Source organism: Paraburkholderia madseniana (genome assembly GCF_009690905.1).
GTDB classification, from domain to species: domain Bacteria; phylum Pseudomonadota; class Gammaproteobacteria; order Burkholderiales; family Burkholderiaceae; genus Paraburkholderia; species Paraburkholderia madseniana.
Genome location: NZ_VOSW01000061.1, coordinates 43,200 through 62,793 on the forward strand (window position 1 = coordinate 43,200; position 19,594 = coordinate 62,793).

The 19,594-nt window shown below is 62.1% G+C and carries 20 protein-coding genes; 9 read left to right on the top strand and 11 right to left on the bottom strand.

What is annotated here, in order from left to right; all coding sequences use genetic code 11:
* Positions 1 to 192 precede the first annotated feature (192 nt).
* The 3 genes from FSO04_RS28580 to FSO04_RS28590 all read right to left on the bottom strand — a co-directional run bounded on the left by FSO04_RS28580 (position 193) and on the right by FSO04_RS28590 (position 2,925).
* Positions 193 to 1,182, bottom strand: a complete 990-nt coding sequence (locus FSO04_RS28580) for an anti-sigma factor family protein (RefSeq protein WP_154564812.1) — start codon at positions 1,180 to 1,182, stop codon at positions 193 to 195.
* Positions 1,172 to 1,891 carry an RNA polymerase sigma factor gene (locus FSO04_RS28585; protein ID WP_233465010.1) on the bottom strand — a complete coding sequence of 240 codons (720 nt, stop codon included), beginning with the start codon at positions 1,889 to 1,891 and terminating at the stop codon, positions 1,172 to 1,174. Before FSO04_RS28585 ends, FSO04_RS28580 begins: the two co-directional genes overlap by 11 nt.
* Before the next feature lie 119 nt (positions 1,892 to 2,010).
* Positions 2,011 to 2,925 (bottom strand): LysR family transcriptional regulator, encoded by a 915-nt coding sequence (locus FSO04_RS28590; protein ID WP_154564816.1) that lies wholly within the window; start codon positions 2,923 to 2,925, stop codon positions 2,011 to 2,013.
* Positions 2,926 to 3,237: 312 nt separating this feature from the next.
* Here FSO04_RS28590 and gcl point away from each other — a divergent pair, with 312 nt between their 5' ends.
* The 4 genes from gcl (at position 3,238) to FSO04_RS28610 (ending at position 7,851) form a co-directional block, all read left to right on the top strand.
* Positions 3,238 to 5,013, top strand: coding sequence for a glyoxylate carboligase (gene gcl / locus FSO04_RS28595; RefSeq protein ID WP_154564818.1), 1,776 nt, complete (start codon positions 3,238 to 3,240; stop codon positions 5,011 to 5,013).
* A gap of 110 nt (positions 5,014 to 5,123) precedes the next feature.
* Positions 5,124 to 5,933 carry a hydroxypyruvate isomerase gene (gene hyi / locus FSO04_RS28600; RefSeq protein ID WP_154564820.1) on the top strand — a complete coding sequence of 270 codons (810 nt, stop codon included), beginning with the start codon at positions 5,124 to 5,126 and terminating at the stop codon, positions 5,931 to 5,933.
* A 69-nt stretch (positions 5,934 to 6,002) separates the two neighbouring features.
* Entirely contained in the window at positions 6,003 to 6,911 is a 909-nt protein-coding gene (locus FSO04_RS28605; RefSeq protein ID WP_054034569.1) for a 2-hydroxy-3-oxopropionate reductase, read from the top strand.
* 538 nt (positions 6,912 to 7,449) lie between these two features.
* Positions 7,450 to 7,851, top strand: a complete 402-nt coding sequence (locus FSO04_RS28610; RefSeq protein WP_154564822.1) for a DUF3597 domain-containing protein — start codon at positions 7,450 to 7,452, stop codon at positions 7,849 to 7,851.
* A 159-nt stretch (positions 7,852 to 8,010) separates the two neighbouring features.
* On the opposite strand, the gene FSO04_RS28615 is transcribed toward FSO04_RS28610, so the two are convergent.
* From FSO04_RS28615 to FSO04_RS28640, 6 genes are all read right to left on the bottom strand, one after another.
* Positions 8,011 to 9,054 carry an asparaginase gene (locus FSO04_RS28615; RefSeq protein ID WP_154564824.1) on the bottom strand — a complete coding sequence of 348 codons (1,044 nt, stop codon included), beginning with the start codon at positions 9,052 to 9,054 and terminating at the stop codon, positions 8,011 to 8,013.
* Between the two features lie 224 nt (positions 9,055 to 9,278).
* The gene (locus tag FSO04_RS28620; RefSeq protein WP_074284329.1) at positions 9,279 to 10,205 is read right to left on the bottom strand and encodes a CysB family HTH-type transcriptional regulator; all 927 of its coding nucleotides are present in this window, start codon (positions 10,203 to 10,205) and stop codon (positions 9,279 to 9,281) included.
* Between the two features lie 95 nt (positions 10,206 to 10,300).
* Positions 10,301 to 11,359: a sulfate/molybdate ABC transporter ATP-binding protein gene (locus tag FSO04_RS28625; protein ID WP_154564826.1), complete on the bottom strand. Its 1,059-nt coding sequence runs from the start codon at positions 11,357 to 11,359 to the stop codon at positions 10,301 to 10,303.
* Entirely contained in the window at positions 11,359 to 12,372 is a 1,014-nt protein-coding gene (gene cysW, locus FSO04_RS28630) for a sulfate ABC transporter permease subunit CysW (RefSeq protein ID WP_154564828.1), read from the bottom strand. The genes FSO04_RS28625 and cysW overlap by 1 nt, the downstream gene beginning before the upstream one ends.
* Positions 12,369 to 13,283, bottom strand: coding sequence for a sulfate ABC transporter permease subunit CysT (gene cysT, locus FSO04_RS28635; RefSeq protein ID WP_154564830.1), 915 nt, complete (start codon positions 13,281 to 13,283; stop codon positions 12,369 to 12,371). Before cysT ends, cysW begins: the two co-directional genes overlap by 4 nt.
* A gap of 152 nt (positions 13,284 to 13,435) precedes the next feature.
* Complete coding sequence (locus FSO04_RS28640) at positions 13,436 to 14,485, bottom strand: sulfate ABC transporter substrate-binding protein (protein ID WP_154564832.1); 1,050 nt, start codon at positions 14,483 to 14,485, stop codon at positions 13,436 to 13,438.
* A 315-nt stretch (positions 14,486 to 14,800) separates the two neighbouring features.
* Here FSO04_RS28640 and lexA point away from each other — a divergent pair, with 315 nt between their 5' ends.
* The 3 genes from lexA (at position 14,801) to FSO04_RS28655 (ending at position 16,659) form a co-directional block, all read left to right on the top strand.
* Positions 14,801 to 15,451, top strand: a complete 651-nt coding sequence (gene lexA / locus FSO04_RS28645; RefSeq protein ID WP_054034573.1) for a transcriptional repressor LexA — start codon at positions 14,801 to 14,803, stop codon at positions 15,449 to 15,451.
* Between the two features lie 58 nt (positions 15,452 to 15,509).
* Positions 15,510 to 15,854, top strand: coding sequence for a hypothetical protein (locus tag FSO04_RS28650; RefSeq protein WP_154564834.1), 345 nt, complete (start codon positions 15,510 to 15,512; stop codon positions 15,852 to 15,854).
* A 163-nt stretch (positions 15,855 to 16,017) separates the two neighbouring features.
* Positions 16,018 to 16,659, top strand: a complete 642-nt coding sequence (locus FSO04_RS28655) for a DUF2939 domain-containing protein (protein WP_154564836.1) — start codon at positions 16,018 to 16,020, stop codon at positions 16,657 to 16,659.
* Between the two features lie 141 nt (positions 16,660 to 16,800).
* On the opposite strand, the gene FSO04_RS28660 is transcribed toward FSO04_RS28655, so the two are convergent.
* A complete protein-coding gene (locus FSO04_RS28660; RefSeq protein WP_054034575.1) occupies positions 16,801 to 17,268 on the bottom strand; it encodes a universal stress protein in 468 nt (155 codons plus the stop codon).
* Positions 17,269 to 17,543: 275 nt separating this feature from the next.
* On the opposite strand from FSO04_RS28660, the gene nodI reads away from it, so the two are divergent.
* Complete coding sequence (nodI, locus tag FSO04_RS28665; protein WP_154564838.1) at positions 17,544 to 18,458, top strand: nodulation factor ABC transporter ATP-binding protein NodI; 915 nt, start codon at positions 17,544 to 17,546, stop codon at positions 18,456 to 18,458.
* A 65-nt stretch (positions 18,459 to 18,523) separates the two neighbouring features.
* Positions 18,524 to 19,351, top strand: coding sequence for an ABC transporter permease (locus FSO04_RS28670; protein WP_154564840.1), 828 nt, complete (start codon positions 18,524 to 18,526; stop codon positions 19,349 to 19,351).
* Between the two features lie 4 nt (positions 19,352 to 19,355).
* Here the strand turns inward: FSO04_RS28670 and FSO04_RS28675 are convergent, their stop codons facing one another.
* Positions 19,356 to 19,493, bottom strand: a complete 138-nt coding sequence (locus tag FSO04_RS28675) for a hypothetical protein (RefSeq protein ID WP_154564842.1) — start codon at positions 19,491 to 19,493, stop codon at positions 19,356 to 19,358.
* Positions 19,494 to 19,594 lie beyond the last annotated feature (101 nt).

Here is a 19,594-nt window from a genome sequence, read left to right on the forward strand (position 1 = left end):
TGAACCGGTGTGGCAAGTGAGAAGCCAAAGAGTGTAACGCGATTAGGGCCGGGTTGCAAGATATCCCGTTAATCCGGCACGCGAATCGGTTGTGTTTTCAAGGGTTTAGGACGAAGCGGATAAACGGGGACAAACGGCCGCCGCGCGTGCGCGCCCGGAAAAATCCCCCCGGATCGCGCACGCTGAGCCCGCTCAGCCCCCCTCAGTCTGCTCGCTGCCGCCCGCCAGACGGGCTTTCAGCGCCGTTTCGAGCCCGCGGAGCGCGTCCGGCGCGGCGTCGGTGACGGCCCACCAGGTCATCCCCTGCGCGTTCCAGTGCGCAAGCGAGTAACCCTCGCGGGTCTGCGCCATCGAAAGTCCAGCGGCGGCTTCTCGTCCAGCATCGGCGGAGCGCGCTTCCGGAAACACGTAGACGTCGATGATGTGCTTCTGATAGCGGTACACCAGCACCGCCACCCGCTGATGCGCGATGTAATCCAGGCGGCCGCCTTCAAGCGGAAAACCGTTCGCCGCGAGGTCCTCGACCGGCGGCGAATAGTCGATCCGGCCGTTGAACCACGGCTTCACCGTGTGCCGATCAGTCGAAATGACGTCGATGTCGTGGCCGGACATTTGCGCCCGCACATGGCTTTCGACCAGTTCATCGGAAAACCCGCCGCCTTGCGTCGGACGATGCTGGTTCATTGTCACGCCCACCGCCACCGCACCTAGTGCGACCACCAGCGCGACGAGCCAGCCCTGCCCGATCGTTGCGCCTGAGCCTGAGCCTGAGCCTGAGCCTGAGCCTGAGCCTGAGCCTGAGCCTGAGCCTGAGCCTGAGCCTGAGCCTACGCCGCCGCCCGGCCGCCCCATCGCACCTTGCGGACGCAGCCAGCCATTCAGCCAGTTACCCAGCCAGTTTCGCTTCGGCCTCGGCTGTGCAGCGGCCCGCGGAGCTTCTACGGGCTCGTCGACGACGGTGTCGCCCGCCGGGAGGGCAGCAAGAATCCGCGCCCGCAGGGCATCCGGTGCCCGGTAATAAGGCTGTGCGCGCAGCGAAGCGCTCAACGTATGCAGATTTTCGCTTTCGCGCCGACAGGCGTCGCAGCTCTCGATATGCTGCTGGACGCGCTGAGCATCCGGCGCGGGCAATTCATGGTCGGCGTTCGCATCGAGGAGCGGCCGCGCTTCGTTACAGTCCATCTGGCGTCTCCTGAGTTAAGCCGGCAGCGCTCGCGCCGGGGTTGTTGGATGGACGGCCGTTGGAAGCCGCCCGGAGTGGCGTGACAGAAGCCGTGGGTGCCGCGCAGGCACCCGGCGCCGTGGCTCGCGGCGGACTTCCACCGCCCTGCTTCGCCATCAGCAGCGCGGCCAGCTTGCGCCTGCCCCGTGCGAGCCGCGACATCACCGTGCCGATCGGCACATCGGCGACCATCGCGATCTCGCGATAACCCATTTCTTCGAGCTCCCGCAGGATCAGCACCTCCCGATACTCGACCGGCAACTGCGCCAGCGCCTCGTGCACGAGCTTCGTGTCTTCATCGCGGATCAGGAGCGTCTGCGGATCGGCGCCGCCCGCGCTCCAGCCTTCGAAGGTCGCCTCGTCCATGGTGTCGTCGAACTCGACCACCTCGTGCGACGACGCGCGCCGCCGCCATTCCGTGTACCAAGTGCGGCGCACGATCGCCAGCAGCCACGGCCGCGCGGAGTCGCCACGGAACGTGTCGAAGAAACGAAACGCGCGCATGAATGCTTCCTGCACGACGTCGTCGGCATCGTTGGCGTTGCCGCACAGCCAGCGTGCAAGGTTGTACGCGGCGTCGAGATGCGGGAGCGCCAGTTCCTGAAAACGGCGGTTCCTCGCTACATCGGCGTCGTGCGCGCGGGCGGCATTTGAATCGGGTTGACCCACCTCGGCCCTCCGGGGCATTGCGGCTAAGCTGTTGACTCGTCATCCAACATGACCGGCTGCATACCGAGTTTATTCCCGCCTTCGCGTGAAATCCGCGAAAAATTACCTTACCCCCGCACTCAGTAGGTCGGACGACTCCAGTAATCCTCGCTGGCATACACCTCTTTCAGATAGTCGATGAAGTAGCGCACCTTGGCCGGCACGTAACGCTGCTGCGGATAGACCGCCAGAATGTCGTAGTCGGGCAGCGCGAATTCATCCAGCACCGTTTCCAGCTCGCCGCGCGCCAGTTGCTGCTGGATTTCCCACGTGGAGCGCCAGCCGAGACCGAGCCCTTCGGACACCCAGCGATGCAGCAGTTCGCCGTCGTTACAGTCGAGCGTGCCGCCTACCCGCACCGTCGCCAGCTTGCCATTGCGGCGGAAGTACCAGCCGCGGTTCTGCCCGCCTTGCAGGTTGAACGCGAGGCAATTGTGCTGCGGCAGATCTTCGAGCGTTTTCGGCTTGCCGTATTTGCGGAAATATTCCGGTGTGCCGCACACCACGCGCCGGTTCGACGCCAGCTTCACCGCGACGAAATTCGGATCGACCGCGCCGCCGATCCGGATCGACAGGTCGTACCCCTCGCGCACCAGGTCCACGACCCGGTCGGTCAGGTTGAAAGACACCTGCAATTCCGGCTTGTCGGCGAGAAAAGCCGGCGCAAGCGGCGCGACGTGCTTGCGCCCGAAGGCGGCCGGCGCCGACACGATCAGATGGCCGTTCACCGCGCGCCGTCCGGCGCTCAGTTCGTTTTCCGCCTGGTCCCATTCGGTCAGCAAGCCGCGGCAGCGCTCGAGAAACGCCGCGCCGTCTTCGCTCACCACGAGGCGCCGCGTCGAGCGGTACATCAGCTTCACGCCGAGGCGCTTTTCCAGCGCGTCAATACGGCGCCCGAGAATCACCGGCGACACCCCCTCTTCCAGCGCGGCCGCCGCGAGACTGCCCGCGTCGGCGACCCGCACGAAAGTTTCGATTTGTTTGAAGCGGTCCATTTTTTGTCTCCTGTGTCGACCGGAGTTAGCGCTTTAGCTGTCGACCGGAGTTAGCGCTTTAGCGCGCTACTCGGGTCCCATGCAGAGCACTTACTCCGGTCCCATGCAAGCGGGTTGCAACCGCCTTGCGCGCCGCCCCTGCCCCGAGGCTAACGCATTCCATACTTTTTGTTTCGAAATAAGCGACCTCGACTGATCTTATCAAACCTTTAGGTGAAGCCTACAGTTCGATCAACACCTTGTGGTTTGCACATCCGTGAGCGAATTCGTTACCCCACTTATTCGCCAACCCCAGACATTCAGGAGACATTCATGGCCAAAATGAGAGCCGTCGACGCAGCCGTGCTGGTGCTCGAAAAAGAAGGCATCAACACCGCATTCGGCGTTCCGGGCGCTGCAATCAACCCGTTCTACTCGGCCATGCGCAAGGCAGGCAGCATCAGCCACGTGCTGGCGCGTCACGTCGAAGGTGCGTCGCACATGGCCGAAGGCTATACGCGCGCCCAGCCGGGCAATATCGGCGTGTGTATCGGCACCTCGGGCCCTGCCGGCACCGACATGATCACCGGTTTGTACTCGGCTCAGGCTGACTCGATTCCTATTCTGGCTATCACGGGCCAGGCGCCGCGTGCGCGTCTGTACAAGGAAGACTTCCAGGCCGTCGATATCGAATCGATCGCCAAGCCGGTCACCAAGTGGGCCGTCACCGTGCGCGAACCGGCGCTGGTGCCGCGCGTGTTCCAACAGGCCTTCCACCTGATGCGCTCGGGCCGTCCGGGTCCGGTGCTGGTCGACTTGCCGATCGACGTGCAACTCGCGGAAATCGAATTCGACATCGACACGTACGAGCCGCTGCCGGTCTACAAGCCGAAAGCGACCCGCAAACAAATCGAAGCCGCGTTGAAGCTTTTGAATGACGCTGAAAAGCCGTTGATCGTCTCGGGTGGCGGCGTGCTGAACGCAGCCGCTGAAGACCTGCTGGTCGAATTCGCCGAAACCGTCGGCGTGCCGGTGATCCCGACGTTGATGTCGTGGGGCGCGATTCCCGACGACCATCCGCTGATGGCCGGCATGGTCGGCTTGCAAACGTCGCACCGCTACGGCAACGCGACGATGCTCGCCTCCGACTTCGTGCTCGGCATCGGCAACCGCTGGGCGAACCGTCACACGGGCAGCGTCGAGGTTTACACCAAGGGCCGTAAGTTCGTGCATGTGGACATCGAGCCGACGCAGATCGGCCGCGTGTTCGGCCCGGATCTCGGCATCGTGTCGGACGCGAAAGCCGCGCTCGAACTGTTCGTTGAAATAGCGAAGGAATGGAAGGCCGCCGGCAAGCTGAAGGACCGCAGCGCATGGGTCGTCGATTGCCAGCAACGCAAGAAGACGATGCTGCGCAAGACGCACTTCGACAACGTGCCGATGAAGCCGCAGCGCGTGTACGAAGAAATGAACCAGGTGTTCGGCCGCGATACGTGCTACGTGAGCACGATCGGTTTGTCGCAGATCGCCGGCGCGCAATTCCTGCACGTCTACAAGGCGCGCAACTGGATCAACTGCGGCCAGGCAGGCCCGCTCGGCTGGACGATTCCGGCAGCGCTCGGCGTGCGTGCAGCAGACCCGCAACGTCCGATCGTCGCACTCTCGGGCGACTACGACTTCCAGTTCATGATCGAAGAACTGGCAGCCGGTGCGCAATTCAAGCTGCCGTACGTGCACGTGGTGGTAAACAACTCGTACCTTGGCCTGATCCGCCAGGCACAGCGCGCGTTCGATATGGACTTCTGCGTGCAGCTCGGCTTCGAGAACATCAACTCGCCGGAGACGAACGGCTACGGCGTGGACCACGTTGCGGTTGCCGAAGGCCTGGGTTGCAAGGCGATCCGCGTGTTCAAACCGGAAGAACTTAAGCCGGCCCTGCTGAAAGCGCAATCGATGCTCTCCGAGTTCAACGTGCCGGTGATCGTCGAAGTGATCCTCGAACGTGTGACCAACATTTCGATGGGCACCGAAATCGACGCGATCAACGAGTTCGAAGAACTGGCCGAGAAGCGCGAAGACGCGCCGACGGCAATCAGCATGCTCGACTGAGCTTTCCGACTTTGCAGTAGATGAGCGCGATTCAGCCGCGTAGCAATTCAACGCAACTGAATCGCCTCATGAAGTTATTCCACTGACCGACCAGCGAGACAAAAAGCACCATGCCGAAATTTGCAGCGAATCTCACCATGCTGTTCAACGAAGTCCCGTTCCTCGACCGCTTTACGGCAGCAGCGGACGCGGGCTTCAGCGCCGTCGAATTCCTGTTTCCGTATCCGTATCAGATCGCCGAATTGAGCGAACGTCTGCAGCAGAACCGTTTGAAACTCGTGTTGCACAACCTGCCCGCGGGCAACTGGGAAGCGGGTGAACGCGGCATCGCGTGCCTGCCGGATCGCGTAGGCGAGTTTCAGGAAGGTGTCGGCCGCGCGATCGAATACGCGAGCGCCCTGAAGGTGCCGCAACTGAACTGCCTCGTCGGCATTCCGACTGCGGGCGTCGATGCGGACAAGGCGCGCTCGACGATCGTCGGCAATCTGCGCTTCGCCGCCGGCGAACTGAAAAAAGCCGGCATCAAGCTGCTGGTCGAGCCGTGCAATTCGTACGACATCCCCGGCTTCGCGCTGAACCGTTCGGGCGAAGGCCTCGACGTGATTCGCGCGGTGGGGTCGGACAATCTGTTCCTGCAATACGACATCTATCACATGCAACGGATGGAAGGCGAACTCGCGGCAACGATCAAAAAGAATCTGCCGCAGATCGCGCACATCCAGCTCGCCGACAACCCCGGCCGTAACGAACCGGGCACCGGCGAAATCAACTACCCGTTCCTGTTCGACCTGCTCGACTCGCTCGGCTACGAAGGCTACGTCGGTTGCGAATACAAACCGCGCACGACCACCGCCGCCGGCCTCGGCTGGGTGCAGAGCGTGGCCGGGCAAACCCGCGGCGCAGCCCACGCCGCTGCCTGATCGGCTCATTGATCGACTCATTGATCGGCTTAGGCATATCACCCCAAACAACACTGGAGATTTAGACACATGGCAAAGATCGGTTTCATCGGCCTCGGCATCATGGGCGCGCACATGGCGCGCAACCTCATCAAGGGCGGTCATTCGCTGTTCGTGAATGGCGCTTATCCGGTGCCGGAAGATCTGAGCAAGACGACCACCGTGGTCGCCAATTCGACCGCTGTCGCACAAGCCGCCGACATCGTCATCATCATGGTGCCGGACACGCCTGACGTCGCCAACGTGCTGTTCGCGGACGACGGCGTCGCTGCCGGCCTCACGCAGGGCAAGCTGGTGATCGACATGAGCTCGATCTCGCCGCTCGACACGCAAGCCTTCGCGAAGAAGATCAACGCCCTCGGCGTCGACTACCTCGATGCACCGGTGTCCGGCGGTGAAGTCGGCGCGCGTGAAGCGTCGTTGACGATCATGGTCGGCGGTCCGGAAAAAGCGTTCGCGCTGGCCAAGCCGCTGTTCGAACTGATGGGCAAGAACATCTCGCTGATCGGCGACAACGGCGCGGGTCAAACCTGCAAGGTCGCGAACCAGATCATCGTCGCGCTGAACATCGAAGCGGTTGCTGAAGCGCTGCTGTTCGCGTCGCGCTCGGGCGCCGATCCGGAACGTGTGCGCAAGGCATTGATGGGCGGCTTCGCTTCGTCGCGCATTCTCGAAGTGCATGGCGAGCGTATGACCAAGCGTAAGTTCGATCCGGGTTTCCGCATCGAATTGCACCAGAAGGATCTGAACCTCGCACTCGACGGCGCACGCAAGCTGGGTATCGCCCTGCCGCATACGGCAAGCGCGCAGCAACTGTTCAGCGTATGCGCAGCGAATGGCGGCAAGGCATGGGATCACTCAGCAATGGTGCGCGCGCTCGAAATCATGGCGAACTACGAAGTCGCGCAAGCGCCGGGTAGCGAAGCCAAGGCAGCTTAAGCAACAACAAGGTTGCAGTGACGGTTGCGATTTCAACGTGACCGTCGTGGCGACCGCAGGTGGGGCGCCCGGTTCGTCGTGCGGCATGCATGGCGGAACGGGCAAATCGTGCCGCTCTGGGCTGAGAGCGGCAAGTGGGGTCCGCAGCGGCACCCGGCGGCGCCGGGGAAGCCTTGGTCGGTCAGACGTCGTCGTCGGGTGTCCGGCTGTCGGATTTCAAATTTATGCGTTTTCCGCCAATCTCTCGCAGCGGCTGCATCATGCACGCCGCCTGCCCGCACCTCTCCTTGCAGGTGTGCTCGCAAGTCTGCTTGCATTTGCTTGCAACTCCGCGCCCGCAGCACGACCTTTTTTGACACATCCCTCCACGCTTTTCTCCTACACTCGTTGAGTCTGGTTGCTGGCGTATCAGCGTTCACGTGTGGCTTGCCGATCATTGCAGCGCATGTGCTCTGTTTCATTCGCCCGATTCGCAACCAGAGTTCAACCCGTGAGCGGAATGTGCTTGCGCCGGTAACCCCTCTGCAAAGGATTCAGCATGAGTATCTTTGGTGACATCGTAAACAAGCTCTTCGGCAAAGCGAAGCCCGACCAGCCTGCGCCTGCGGTTGAGCCGACACCGGATCCGGCAGCGGCACAAGCTGCCGCACCGGACGCTGCACCGGCACCGCCGCCGCTGACTGACGTCGACGTCGCTGTCGTCATGGACCAGTTCGTGAGTGAGAGCGGGCAAACGTTGAACTGGCGCACGTCGATCGTCGACACGCTGAAAGCGCTCGGCGTCGACAGCAGCCTCGAGCATCGCAAGCAACTCGCACAGGAACTGAAGTACAGCGGCGACACGAACGATTCGGCGAGCATGAACATCTGGCTGCACAAACAGGTGATGCAAGCGCTGGCGGCGAACGGCGGGAAGCTGCCTCCGGATCTGGCGGGCTAACTGCTTGCCGGCGTCGCCTGTTTCCGGCGACAGCCATAAACCTTGAGCTGAAACGACAACGCGGCGCTCGGGTCGATGACCTGGGCGCCGCGTTGTCATTCAAGCTTCATGTACGGGACACGGTTCTGACTTTGAACCGGGATGCCCGCGCTCAATCAATCAGTACGTATCGAAAGTCTTCTGCAACGCAACCGGCCCTGTGCCGCCCGCGGCCAATGCCAGCATCAGCAGCACGCGCGCCTTGTACGGATTCAGCGAACCTGCGCTGACGAAACCGAGTGCATCGTCGGCGGCCGCGCCGTTGCGCATCACATGCCCTGAACCCACGCGCGACGCACGCACCACCACGACGCCTTGCGAAGCGGCATCGGCCAGCGCCTGCTGCACCGAAGCGTGAATCGAGCCGTTACCCGTGCCCGCCACGACGATACCGCGCACACCAGCGGCGACCAATGCGTCCACAGCAATACGCGAGACGCCCGCGTAACTCGCGACGATCTCCACATGCGGCCACTTCGCGCCGATCACGAATTCGGTCGCGAGCGTATGCGGACGCACCGCGCCGCGCTGGAATTCGACGCGACCGTCCTGCACCCAGCCGAGCGCGCCGATATCCGGAGACTGGAAGGCATCGACTGCATACGTGCTCGTCTTGACCACGTCGCGTGCGCTGTGAATCTTGTTGTTGAACGCGACCAGCACGCCCTGCCCGCGCGAACCGGCATTCGCCGCGACCGTCACGGCGTTCAGCAGATTCAGCGGACCATCGGCCGACAGCGCCGACGCCGGGCGCATGGCGGCGGTCAGCACGACCGGCTTGTCCGACTTGATCGTCAGATGCAGCAGATAGGCGGTTTCTTCGAGCGTATCGGTGCCATGTGTGACCACCACGCCGTCGACGTCATCGTCGGCGAGCAGCGTGTTGATGCGTTGCGCGAGCGTGGTCCACAGCGACATTTCCATGTCTTTACTGTCGACGCTGGCAATCTGCTCGGGCGCGATGCGCGCCACCGTGGACAAGGCCGGCACCACGGCCAGCAATTGCTCGACGCCGACCACACCGGCCTGGTAGCCCGATGTGTTGGTCGCGTCCGCGGCCGCGCCGGCGATCGTGCCGCCGGTCGCCAGCACGGCGATGCGTGGCAGCAGCGGCGTGGCGCCTTCGTCTGAAGGCGTGGTGGAGGAAGAAGTCAAAGTGTTCATGGCGGCGATTGTAAGCGATGCGCCGCGTGCCGCCATGCGTGAAAAAACGGATACCCGTTCGTTTTGGAGCTGGATGAGGCCGGCGCTCTGTGCGCCACGAGTTTGCGCAGCGTTTACATCAAGGCCAGCCGCAGCCCGCGTGAAGATCGCACTTTTGGCGCCGCAATGAATTCACGCGGCGCCTTGCGTGCCCTGCGCCGAACCACGACGATCCGGCGCAACCCTCAAACCGCTTCGCGCAACTGTGCGGCGATTTCCGCTTCATTCAACTGCGGCGCGAACATTTCGATCAGCCGGTACGCATACGCGCGCAGGAACGCGCCCTTGCGCAAGCCGACCCGCGTCGTGCTCGCTTCGAACAGATGCTGCGTGTCCAGCGCGACCAGTTCCGTGTCGCGCTTCGGATCGTAGGCCATCGCGGCAACCACGCCAATGCCCATGCCGAGTTCGACGTACGTCTTGATCACGTCGGCATCGATGGCAGTCAACACGACATCAGGCAACGCACCCGCTTTCGCGAACGCCTGGTCGATGTGCGAGCGGCCCGTGAAGTCCTGGTCGTACGTGACGATCGGGAATTCGGCAATCTCGTCGAGCGTCAGATTCTCGCGGCCAACCAGCGGATGCCCCTTCGGCACCACCACGATGTGATGCCACGAATAGCACGGGAACGTGACGATATCGGGAAAGCGGTCGAGCGCTTCCGTCGAAATGCCGATGTCCGCTTCGCCGTTGATGATCATCTGCGCAATCTGTTGCGGGCTGCCCTGGCGCAACGCCAGATGCACCTTCGGGAACACCTCGGTGAATTGCCGAATCACCTTCGGCAGCGCGTAACGCGCCTGCGTGTGAGTCGTCGCCACGACGAGGTGGCCGCTGTCCTGATCGGCATACTGACGCGCGACGCGGCGCAGATTCTCCGCATCGAGCAACATCCGCTCGATCAACTGATGCACCGCCTTGCCCGGCTCGGTGAGGCCCGTCAGACGCTTGCCGCGCCGGATGAAAATATCGACGCCGAGCTCGTCCTCCAGATCCTTGATCTGTTTCGATACGCCCGACTGCGACGTGTACAACACGTTCGCCACCTCAGTCAGATTCATGTTCTGACGCACGGCCTCGCGCACAAAGCGCAATTGCTGAAAGTTCATCTGTATGTCTCCGGTTGAGCCAGAGTTGAGTTATTAGAGTTTGATTGAAACGCCGAGTGGTGTTGCGCTGCCTGTGTTGCTGCTCGTGGCGCCGCCTATTGCGCCGGAAATACGCGCAACGCGCGCGGCACAGCCGTCACGCCGTCGCCGATCGACAGTTGCAGATCGCGCCACGATTCGCGATCGAGTTCAGCCTCGAGCACATTGCCTTCGCGGCCCGCCAGTTCCACACGCACCGAGCCGCCGAGCGTGACCACGCGCCGCACGTCGACCACAATGCCTTCGCGATGGCCGGATGCTTGCGGATACAACTGCAGATCGTGCGGACGTACATAGGCGAACGCCGGCCCCTTGAAGTCAGCCTTGATCGCGACCGGCAACGCCGCGCCGTCGACCACGAAGCCGCTCGCATCCACGTTGCCATGCAGACGGTTCGCCGCGCCGAGAAACTCGTAGACGAACGAGGTTTGCGGATGGTCGTACACGTCCTGCGGACTGCCCACCTGCTCCACATGCCCACGATTCAACACGACAATACGGTCGGCCACTTCAAGCGCTTCTTCCTGATCGTGCGTGACAAAGATCGTCGAGATATGCAGATCGTCATGCAAACGACGCAGCCAGCTACGCAGTTCCTTGCGCACCTTCGCATCAAGCGCGCCAAACGGTTCGTCCAGCAGCAGGACCTTCGGTTCGACAGCGAGCGCACGCGCCAATGCAATCCGCTGGCGCTGACCACCCGACAATTCCGATGGGTAGCGTTGCGCAAGCCAGTCGAGTTGCACGAGCTTCAGCAGTTCATGCACCTTCTCGCGAATCACCGCTTCCGAAGGCCGCTCCTTGCGGGGTTTCACACGCAAGCCGAACGCCACGTTCTCGAACACCGTCATATGACGGAACAGCGCGTAATGCTGGAACACGAAGCCGACTTCACGCTCGCGCGCGCCGACCGTCGCCACGTCCTGGCCTTGCAGCACGACCTGGCCGGCATCCGCGTATTCGAGGCCCGCAATCACACGCAGCAAGGTGGTCTTGCCACAACCCGACGGCCCGAGCAGCGCAACCAGCTCGCCCGGCGGAAAATCGAGCGAAACGTTGTCGAGCGCGACGAAATCGCCGAAGCGCTTTTGCAGGTTACGAACGGTGATACCCATTACAGCTCTCCTTGCTTGAGCGCGTGTTGATGCGATGCATGCGTTGCATTGACGGACTGTGAAGCAGACGGCGGCGTGACCGGCCCTGCATATGCCGGCACATCGCGCGCGGCCGACAGTTCCGCCGACATATGGCGCTCGGCGAGCAGCTTCAGGCCGAGCGTTACGAGTGCGAGCAAGGCCAGCACCGACGCCACGGCAAACGCCGCCGAGAAGTTGTATTCGTTATAGAGAATTTCGACGTGCAGCGGCATCGTGTCGGTCTGGCCGCGAATGTGGCCGGACACCACCGACACCGCGCCGAACTCACCCATCGCCCGCGCGTTACACAGGATCACGCCGTACAGCAGACCCCATTTCACGTTCGGCAGCGTGACGCGCCGAAAGATCTGCCAGCCCGATGCGCCGAGTACATGCGCGGCCTCTTCTTCGTCGTTGCCTTGCGCCTGCATCAGCGGAATCAATTCACGCGCGACGAACGGGAATGTGACGAAGATCGTCGCCAGCACGATGCCCGGCACCGCGAAGATGATCTGCACGTTATGGTCCTGCAGCCACGGGCCGAACCAGCCCTGCGCGCCGAACATCAGCACGTAGATCAAACCGGAGATCACCGGCGAGACCGAGAACGGCAGATCGATCAACGTGGTCAGCAATGCCTTGCCACGGAACTCGAACTTGGCGATACACCATGACGCCGCGAGGCCGAACACAAGATTCAGCGGCACAGCGATCGCAGCCGTGATCACGGTGAGCTTGATGGCCGACAACGCATCCGGATCGGCCAGCGATTCCAGATAGAAGCCGATGCCCTTGCTCAAGGCCTGATAGAACACGGCGACGAGCGGCACGACGAGAAACAACGCGAGAAACAGCAACGCGATGCCCGTCAGAATCCAGCGCACGACGGGTGGTTCGGTAACCGGATCGGGCCGGCGTGCAATATTGAGCGGCGCGCGCGGCGCCACGGCAACAGTCGTAGCATCCGCGCTATTCAAGGAGTTGCGGCTCATTGCACACCTCCGCCGACACCGACACCGACACCGATCGCCGCCACACTCGCTGCGGCAGGCGCCGGGCCTGCGCCGCCACGTCCCGTCCGGCGCTGCAGATACCACTGCAGCGTATTGATCAACAACAGCATCAGGAACGACACCACCAGCATTACGACCGCAATCGCGGTGGCGCCGGCGTAATCGTATTGTTCGAGCTTGGTAATGATCAGCAGCGACGTGATTTCCGATTTCATCGGCACGTTACCGGCGATGAAAATCACCGAGCCGTATTCGCCGAGCGCCCGCGCGAACGCCAGCGCGAAACCCGTGAGCAAGGCCGGGAACACCGCAGGCAGCACCACGCGCCGAAACGTCAGCCAACGCGACGCGCCGAGGCACGCAGCCGCCTCTTCCTGTTCGCGCTCGAACTCTTCGAGCACCGGCTGCACGGTTCGTACGACGAACGGCAAACCGATAAAGGTCAGCGCGATCAGCACGCCGGCCGGCGTGAAAGCGATCTTGATGCCGAGCGGTTCGAGAAACTGTCCGATCCAGCCGTTGCCCGCATACACCGCCGCAAGCGATATACCGGCCACAGAGGTCGGCAAAGCAAACGGCAGATCGACCACCGCGTCGACGATACGCTTGAAGGGAAAGGTATAACGCACCAGCACCCACGCAACCAGAAAGCCAAACACCGCGTTGATCAGCGCGCCACCGAGCGCAGAGAAAAACGTCAGGCGATACGACGCGAGCACGCGCGGCGAGCTGACCGCGCGCACGAACTGAGGCCAGTCAAGCGTCGCGGTCTTGAGAAAGGTCGCCGCAAGCGGAATCAGCACCACGAGGCTCAGATAAGCCACCGTGATGCCGAGTGTCAGGCCAAAACCGGGCAAGGCGCTCGGTTTTCGGAAGGTCAACGTCGTCATGCTCAGTACTCTTTCAGGATTGAGGCCGGCGGCTCTTTTTTCGGCCGCCTGGCTGGCCAAAAAGCGCGCCTCGCCGGCACGCTTTCTGGCGAAGTGTGACTACGCGTTCAACTGCGGCGTCTAACTGCGCATCTCGTCTGGCTGACTACCCGTTACTGCGGCGAGTAGATCGAATCGAACACGCCGCCGTCGGCAAAGTGGGTCTTCTGCGCGTTCGCCCAGCCGCCGAACGAATCGTCCACCGTGTACAACTTCAGCTTCGGAAATTTCGAGGTCAGCTCGGCCGGCACCTTGTTCGAACGCGGACGGTAGAAGTTCTTCGCCGCGATTTCCTGACCTTCCTCGCTGTACAGAAAGTTCAGATACGCTTCCGCCACTTTGCGCGTGCCGTGCTTGTCGACCACCTTGTCCACCACCGCAACCGGCGGTTCAGCCAGAATGCTCACCGACGGCACCACGATTTCAAACTTGTCCGGACCGAACTCCTTCAGCGACAGGAACGCTTCGTTTTCCCACGCAATCAGCACGTCGCCGATACCGCGCTGCACGAAGCTGGTGGTCGCGCCACGCGCGCCCGAATCCAGCACGCCGGCATTCTTATAGAGCTTGCCGACGAACTCCTTCGCCTTCTGGTCGTTGCCACCCGGCTGATGTTCAGCATAGGCCCACGCGGCCAGGTAGTTCCAGCGCGCGCCACCCGAGGTCTTCGGATTCGGCGTGACGATCGACACACCCGGCTTGATCAGATCGTCCCAATCCTTGATGTGCTTCGGGTTGCCCTTGCGCACCAGAAACACGATCGTCGACGTGTACGGCGAGGCGTTGTCCGGCAAACGCTTTTGCCAGCCCTTGTCGAGCAAACCTTTGTTAGCCAGCGCGTCGATGTCATAGGCAAGCGCCAGCGTCACGACGTCCGCCTGCAAACCGTCCAGCACCGAGCGGGCTTGCGCACCCGAGCCGCCGTGCGACTGCTTGAAGGTGACCGCCTCGCCCGTTTTCGCCTTCCATTCCTTGCCGAATGCCTGGTTGACATCCTGGTACAGCTCGCGGGTCGGGTCGTACGACACGTTCAGCAGCGTCATGTCGGCTGCATGTGCCTGCACCGTGACGCCGACCGCGGCGATCGTACCGACTGCGCCGAATGCGAGCGCCGCGATAAGTTTTCTGGTCCTGCCTGCCAGCCCCGTGCCTTGATGGTTCATGCCAACTTTCTCCGCGTTGTGGTCCGCTGAAACAGCGTGTGGTGTTGTTCTACGTCGCGGTCACGTGCACATGAGCGCCAACTCGAAGGGCAGTCTATCGAAGAGCTTTCATCATTAAAAATAATGTTTCTTCATTCTTTAATACGCAAAAGTGGTAATGACGGCCGGATAAGGCGTTGCGGCACGAAAACGGGTGTTGAGGCGTCCATTTACGACGCTGGAACGCCACCCCAGGACACGAACTTAAAGTAAAGCTTGAATTGCGCGGAATACTGTATAAAAATACAGGCACCTGTTCATACATACAGTGGCGCCATGACCAAACTCACCGCACGACAGCAGCAGGTTTTCGATCTGATCCGCCGGGCCATCGAACGCACCGGCTTTCCGCCCACCCGCGCGGAGATCGCCGCCGAGCTGGGTTTCAGCTCGGCCAACTCGGCAGAGGAGCATCTGCGCGCCCTCGCCCGCAAGGGCGTGATCGAACTGGCGGCCGGCGCATCGCGCGGCATTCGCCTGCTGGGCGGGTCGGAAGATTCGCCGTACCAGTTCACACTGCCGCACGCCAGCATCATGCAACTGTCGTTGCCGCTGATCGGCCGGGTTGCCGCGGGTAGCCCGATCCTCGCGCAGGAACATATCTCGCAGCACTATGCGTGCGACCCGGCGCTGTTCTCGAGCAAGCCGGACTACCTGCTGAAGGTGCGTGGGCTGTCCATGCGCGACGCGGGCATCTTCGACGGCGACCTGCTCGCGGTGCAGAAGAAAAGCGAAGCTAAAGATGGCCAGATCATCATCGCGCGGCTTGGCGACGATGTGACGGTCAAGCGCCTGAAGCGCCGGCCGAACGGCATCGAGCTGATCGCCGAGAACCCCGATTACGACAACATCTTCGTTGAAACCGGCAGCGCGGAGTTTGCGCTCGAGGGCATCGCCGTCGGGCTGATCCGCCCGGGCGAGTTCTAACTGCCCACGTGTTAGCCAACCCAAAGCTGCCCCAACGTTGAATCGCCTGGAGAGACTCATGGAACGCCTTGCCCGCCTGCTGCCTTTTCGCCAGTTTGGTCGTTTGCGTCATCTGCGCAAGCTGGTGCCGTGTTCGCTGATCGAGGCGTCCTCCGCCAGTACTCCATCGCTGTTTGATGCACCCGTCGGCGTACCGGGCTTGCCGTCGTCGTTGCCGGCTTTTGCTCGCGTGTCGTTGAACTCGGGGCTGAATACGGCTGAACCCGCGCGCCGCGCGCCGGTGCGCGTGTATCACGGGCCGTCGCGGCTGATCATGGTCGGCACGGTAGACGCGGTGTGCCGCATGATCGATCGTTGCATCGCAGATGAAGCCAACGTGCACGGCGCGGTGTTCGAGTCATAAACCGCACTGCGCGTGCACCGCATCCCATTGCGGCTTTACTACGCGCGACACCCGGCGTACGGTCGTTCACCCGCCCGCGCCTTTTCGGATATCGCATCGCCTGGGATCGTTTTTGCGTGGCCGCGGTCCACGTTAGATCACACCTGATGGAGAGTCCCACTCGATGGCAGTTTCAACACGCACGAAACGCAATGCCGCCCGACCACTGATCGTCACCTTGATTGTGATTGTGGTGATTGCCGCGTTGGGGTTCAGTTACGCGTCGCCTTACATGGCGCTGAATAAGCTCAAACGCGCAGCGGATGCGCGTGATGCGCAAACCGTCAATGAATACGTCGACTTTCCCGCGTTGCGCGAGAGCCTGAAGCAGCAAGTCACCGGCTTGTTGACGCGTCGGCTCGACGTGCAAGGCAACGGCAATCCGTTCGCGGCGATTGGCGCGATGATCGGCGTGGCCTTGATCGGCCCGCTGGTCGACGCTTATGCAACACCCGACGGCGTCGCGGCATTGCTGAACGGCATGCCACCGCGCGGCAACCCGGGCGAGCGCCCTCCTGTTCCGGCTGGCACCGACAATCCGCCGGCCGCAACGGCTCCTGCACAGGAACCAGCGCACCCTGCTACAGGTAACAACGGGAACAGCACCACGCCACCCCAACCGCCGCAAACCACGGCGGGCTATCGCGGCCTTAACGAGTTCGTCGTCAGCTATCAGCATGGCGCTGGTGACGCGCGTTACTCGGCGATTTTGCGGCGCGAAGGTTTGTTCACATGGAAGCTGGCGGCGGTCAATCTGAACGAGTGATCGCCCGGCGCTCGCTATCGACTTGAGCGTATGAGCGAATCACGGTTTGGCCGAAGCGAACGCGGCGACCGTTCGGCCACGTGGCTCATTCAACTCATTCAACTCATTCAATCCAGTCCACGCGCTTCGCCCCGCCGTGCATCAGGCCGCCGCCGCTTGCTGCTGCTCCTGCGCGGAAGAGCACGCCACCAGAATGCTGCATGAGACCCGATCGAGCAGCGGGGTATTGCCCGCGCCCATCCACCATCGTGATAGCCCGGTGCGGCAACGATGGCCGACCACCACGAGGTCGACATGCAATTCGTTAGCAAGATTGGCGATCTCGTCGATCGGATGGCCAAACGCAAAATGTCCTTGCGCGGTCACGCCGCGTTCGGTGAGCCAGTCCACCCCTTCCTGCAGGATGTCGCGGGCTGTTTTTTCGAAGCTGCCGCAGGCCACATCAGTCAGCAGGCCCGCGCTTTGCGCAATGCTCGAGCGCATGTCAACCACTGATAGTAGGTGCGTTTCCGCCTTCAGATCCAACGCCAGGTCGGCGCCGCAACGTAACGCTTTGCGGCCTTCGCGCGAGCCGTCGTAGCACAGCAGGATTTTCTGGTAGCTCGCCATGATTTTTCTCCCATCCGCGAGGAACGCGGTCTGAATGAATCATGGTGCGCCGCAATTCAGGTTGCAAGGGATGGAAAACGCTAAGTGCGCCCTAAACCGGTGCGCGCTGGATTTGTGGCGGGTTTGGGCTGGGTTTGAGTCACCCACGAGCCTTTGCCGCAACGCAAGAAACGCCGTCCGGCGCATCCAGTGACGATCAACACCTCACTACCGATGCCATAGAATGAGCGGCCTTACCGGCCATTTGCGTCTTTTCGCGGAGCCTCGATCGATCCATGTCTGAAGCCGCCATTGAATTCCACCAGGTTAAAAAAAGCTACGGCGAAAAGACGGTCGTCGACGGACTGTCGTTTCATGTCAACGCCGGCGAATGTTTCGGCCTGCTCGGCCCGAACGGCGCAGGCAAGACCACCACGTTGCGCATGCTGCTCGGCATCGCCGCACCGGATGCCGGCACGATCCGCCTGTGCGGCGAGCCGATTCCCGGCCGCGCGCGCGTGGCCCGGGCGCGTGTCGGCGTCGTGCCTCAGTTCGACAATCTCGATCCCGATTTCACGGTCCGCGAAAACCTGCAGGTGTTCGGCCGCTACTTCGGTCTGAGCGCCGCGCAATGCCGCGAGATGGTGCCGTCGCTGCTCGAATTCGCGCGTCTCGAGAGCAAGGCGGATGCACGTGTGAGCGAACTGTCGGGCGGCATGAAACGGCGCCTTACGCTGGCTCGCGCGCTCGTCAACGACCCCGACGTGCTGATCATGGACGAGCCGACCACCGGCCTCGATCCGCAAGCGCGCCACCTGATCTGGGAACGGCTGCGCTCGCTGCTCGCACGCGGCAAGACCATTCTGCTGACCACGCACTTCATGGAAGAGGCCGAACGGCTGTGCCACCGCCTCTGCGTAATCGAGGAAGGCCGCAAGATCGCCGAAGGCGCGCCGCGTGCATTGATTGCATCGGAGATCGGCTGTGATGTGATCGAAATCTTCGGACCCGATCCGGTTGCGTTGCGCGACGAACTGGCGCCGCTTGTCGAGCGCACCGAGATCAGTGGCGAGACGCTCTTCTGCTATGTGAACGACGCCCAGCCTGTGCATGCCCGGCTCAAGCAGCGCGCCGATCTGCGCTACCTGCATCGCCCGGCGAATCTCGAAGATGTGTTCCTGCGTCTGACCGGGCGCGAGATGCAGGACTGACGCGAATCGACATCGGCTCAGCTCGCAATCCTCTACAGCTATAACGACACGGCAAGAGACACGCAATGGACGCACGCACTTACGAACCGCACGGCGAGACACCGCCGAAGCAGGAAACCTTCGCCGCTTTCCCTGCCAACGCCGTCAACTGGATTGCGGTGTGGCGCCGCAACTATCTGGTCTGGCGGAAGCTCGCAATTGCTTCGATGTTTGGCAATCTTGCTGACCCGATGATCTACCTGTTCGGCCTGGGTTTCGGACTTGGGCTGATGGTCGGGCATGTCGACGGCGTGTCGTATATCGCGTTTCTCGCTGCCGGCACGGTGGCATCGAGCGTGATGATGTCGGCGAGTTTCGAGTCGATGTACTCGGGGTTTTCGCGCATGCACGTACAGCGCACGTGGGAGGCGATCATGCATACGCCGCTCACGCTCGGCGACATCGTGCTTGGCGAGGTGATCTGGGCGGGCAGCAAGTCGATGCTATCGGGCGCGGCGATCATGCTGGTCGCGGGGGGGCTCGGTTACGCGAGTTTTCCGTCGATGTTGCTGGCGTTGCCGGTGATCGTGTTAACAGGGCTCGCGTTCGCGAGTGTCGCGATGGTGGTGACGGCGCTTGCTCCGTCGTATGACTTTTTTATGTTTTATCAGACGTTGGTGTTGACGCCGATGTTGCTGTTGTCTGGGGTGTTCTTTCCTGTTTCACAGTTGCCTGCTGCGGCGCGGGTTGTGACTGAGCTTTTGCCTTTGGCGCATGCTGTCGATCTGATTCGGCCGGCTATGCTTGGGCGGCCTGTTGATGGTGCTGTTTTGCATGTTGCCGTGCTGGTGGCTTATGCGGTGGGTGGGTTTGTTGTTTCGGCGGTTTTGTTTCGGCGCAGGATGATGAAATAAAGATTTAGGCCTGCGGCCGGTTTTTTGCCTGCGCGGCGCTTTTTGTCAGTGTTCTTAGGGCTTTGGCCTTTCCTTGATCTAGTGCCTGCGCGGCGCTTGTTGTCAGTGTTCTTAGGGCCAGCCCTTTCAAGGTCTTGATCAAGATGTCCCGCCTTTGGCGCGTTTAAGCAGGCGGGCGGTACTGTGATGGGCTCGGGCTACCGCGCCTTCGACATAGGGTGCGGGTTTGCGGGTCTTGGGGCC

Excerpts from the sequence above, each read along its gene's own strand:
- gcl (WP_154564818.1), top strand. The coding sequence starts at position 3,238 with ATGGCCAAAATGAGAGCCGTCGACGCAGCCGTGCTGGTGCTCGAAAAA.
- FSO04_RS28660 (WP_054034575.1), bottom strand. The coding sequence starts at position 17,268 with ATGGCGAGCTACCAGAAAATCCTGCTGTGCTACGACGGCTCGCGCGAA.
- nodI (WP_154564838.1), top strand. The coding sequence starts at position 17,544 with ATGTCTGAAGCCGCCATTGAATTCCACCAGGTTAAAAAAAGCTACGGC.
- FSO04_RS28615 (WP_154564824.1), bottom strand. The coding sequence starts at position 9,054 with ATGAACACTTTGACTTCTTCCTCCACCACGCCTTCAGACGAAGGCGCC.
- FSO04_RS28605 (WP_054034569.1), top strand. The coding sequence starts at position 6,003 with ATGGCAAAGATCGGTTTCATCGGCCTCGGCATCATGGGCGCGCACATG.
- FSO04_RS28670 (WP_154564840.1), top strand. The coding sequence starts at position 18,524 with ATGGACGCACGCACTTACGAACCGCACGGCGAGACACCGCCGAAGCAG.
- lexA (WP_054034573.1), top strand. The coding sequence starts at position 14,801 with ATGACCAAACTCACCGCACGACAGCAGCAGGTTTTCGATCTGATCCGC.
- hyi (WP_154564820.1), top strand. The coding sequence starts at position 5,124 with ATGCCGAAATTTGCAGCGAATCTCACCATGCTGTTCAACGAAGTCCCG.
- FSO04_RS28640 (WP_154564832.1), bottom strand. The coding sequence starts at position 14,485 with ATGAACCATCAAGGCACGGGGCTGGCAGGCAGGACCAGAAAACTTATC.
- FSO04_RS28610 (WP_154564822.1), top strand. The coding sequence starts at position 7,450 with ATGAGTATCTTTGGTGACATCGTAAACAAGCTCTTCGGCAAAGCGAAG.
- FSO04_RS28625 (WP_154564826.1), bottom strand. The coding sequence starts at position 11,359 with ATGGGTATCACCGTTCGTAACCTGCAAAAGCGCTTCGGCGATTTCGTC.
- cysW (WP_154564828.1), bottom strand. The coding sequence starts at position 12,372 with ATGAGCCGCAACTCCTTGAATAGCGCGGATGCTACGACTGTTGCCGTG.
- FSO04_RS28650 (WP_154564834.1), top strand. The coding sequence starts at position 15,510 with ATGGAACGCCTTGCCCGCCTGCTGCCTTTTCGCCAGTTTGGTCGTTTG.
- FSO04_RS28620 (WP_074284329.1), bottom strand. The coding sequence starts at position 10,205 with ATGAACTTTCAGCAATTGCGCTTTGTGCGCGAGGCCGTGCGTCAGAAC.
- FSO04_RS28580 (WP_154564812.1), bottom strand. The coding sequence starts at position 1,182 with ATGGACTGTAACGAAGCGCGGCCGCTCCTCGATGCGAACGCCGACCAT.
- FSO04_RS28655 (WP_154564836.1), top strand. The coding sequence starts at position 16,018 with ATGGCAGTTTCAACACGCACGAAACGCAATGCCGCCCGACCACTGATC.
- FSO04_RS28590 (WP_154564816.1), bottom strand. The coding sequence starts at position 2,925 with ATGGACCGCTTCAAACAAATCGAAACTTTCGTGCGGGTCGCCGACGCG.
- cysT (WP_154564830.1), bottom strand. The coding sequence starts at position 13,283 with ATGACGACGTTGACCTTCCGAAAACCGAGCGCCTTGCCCGGTTTTGGC.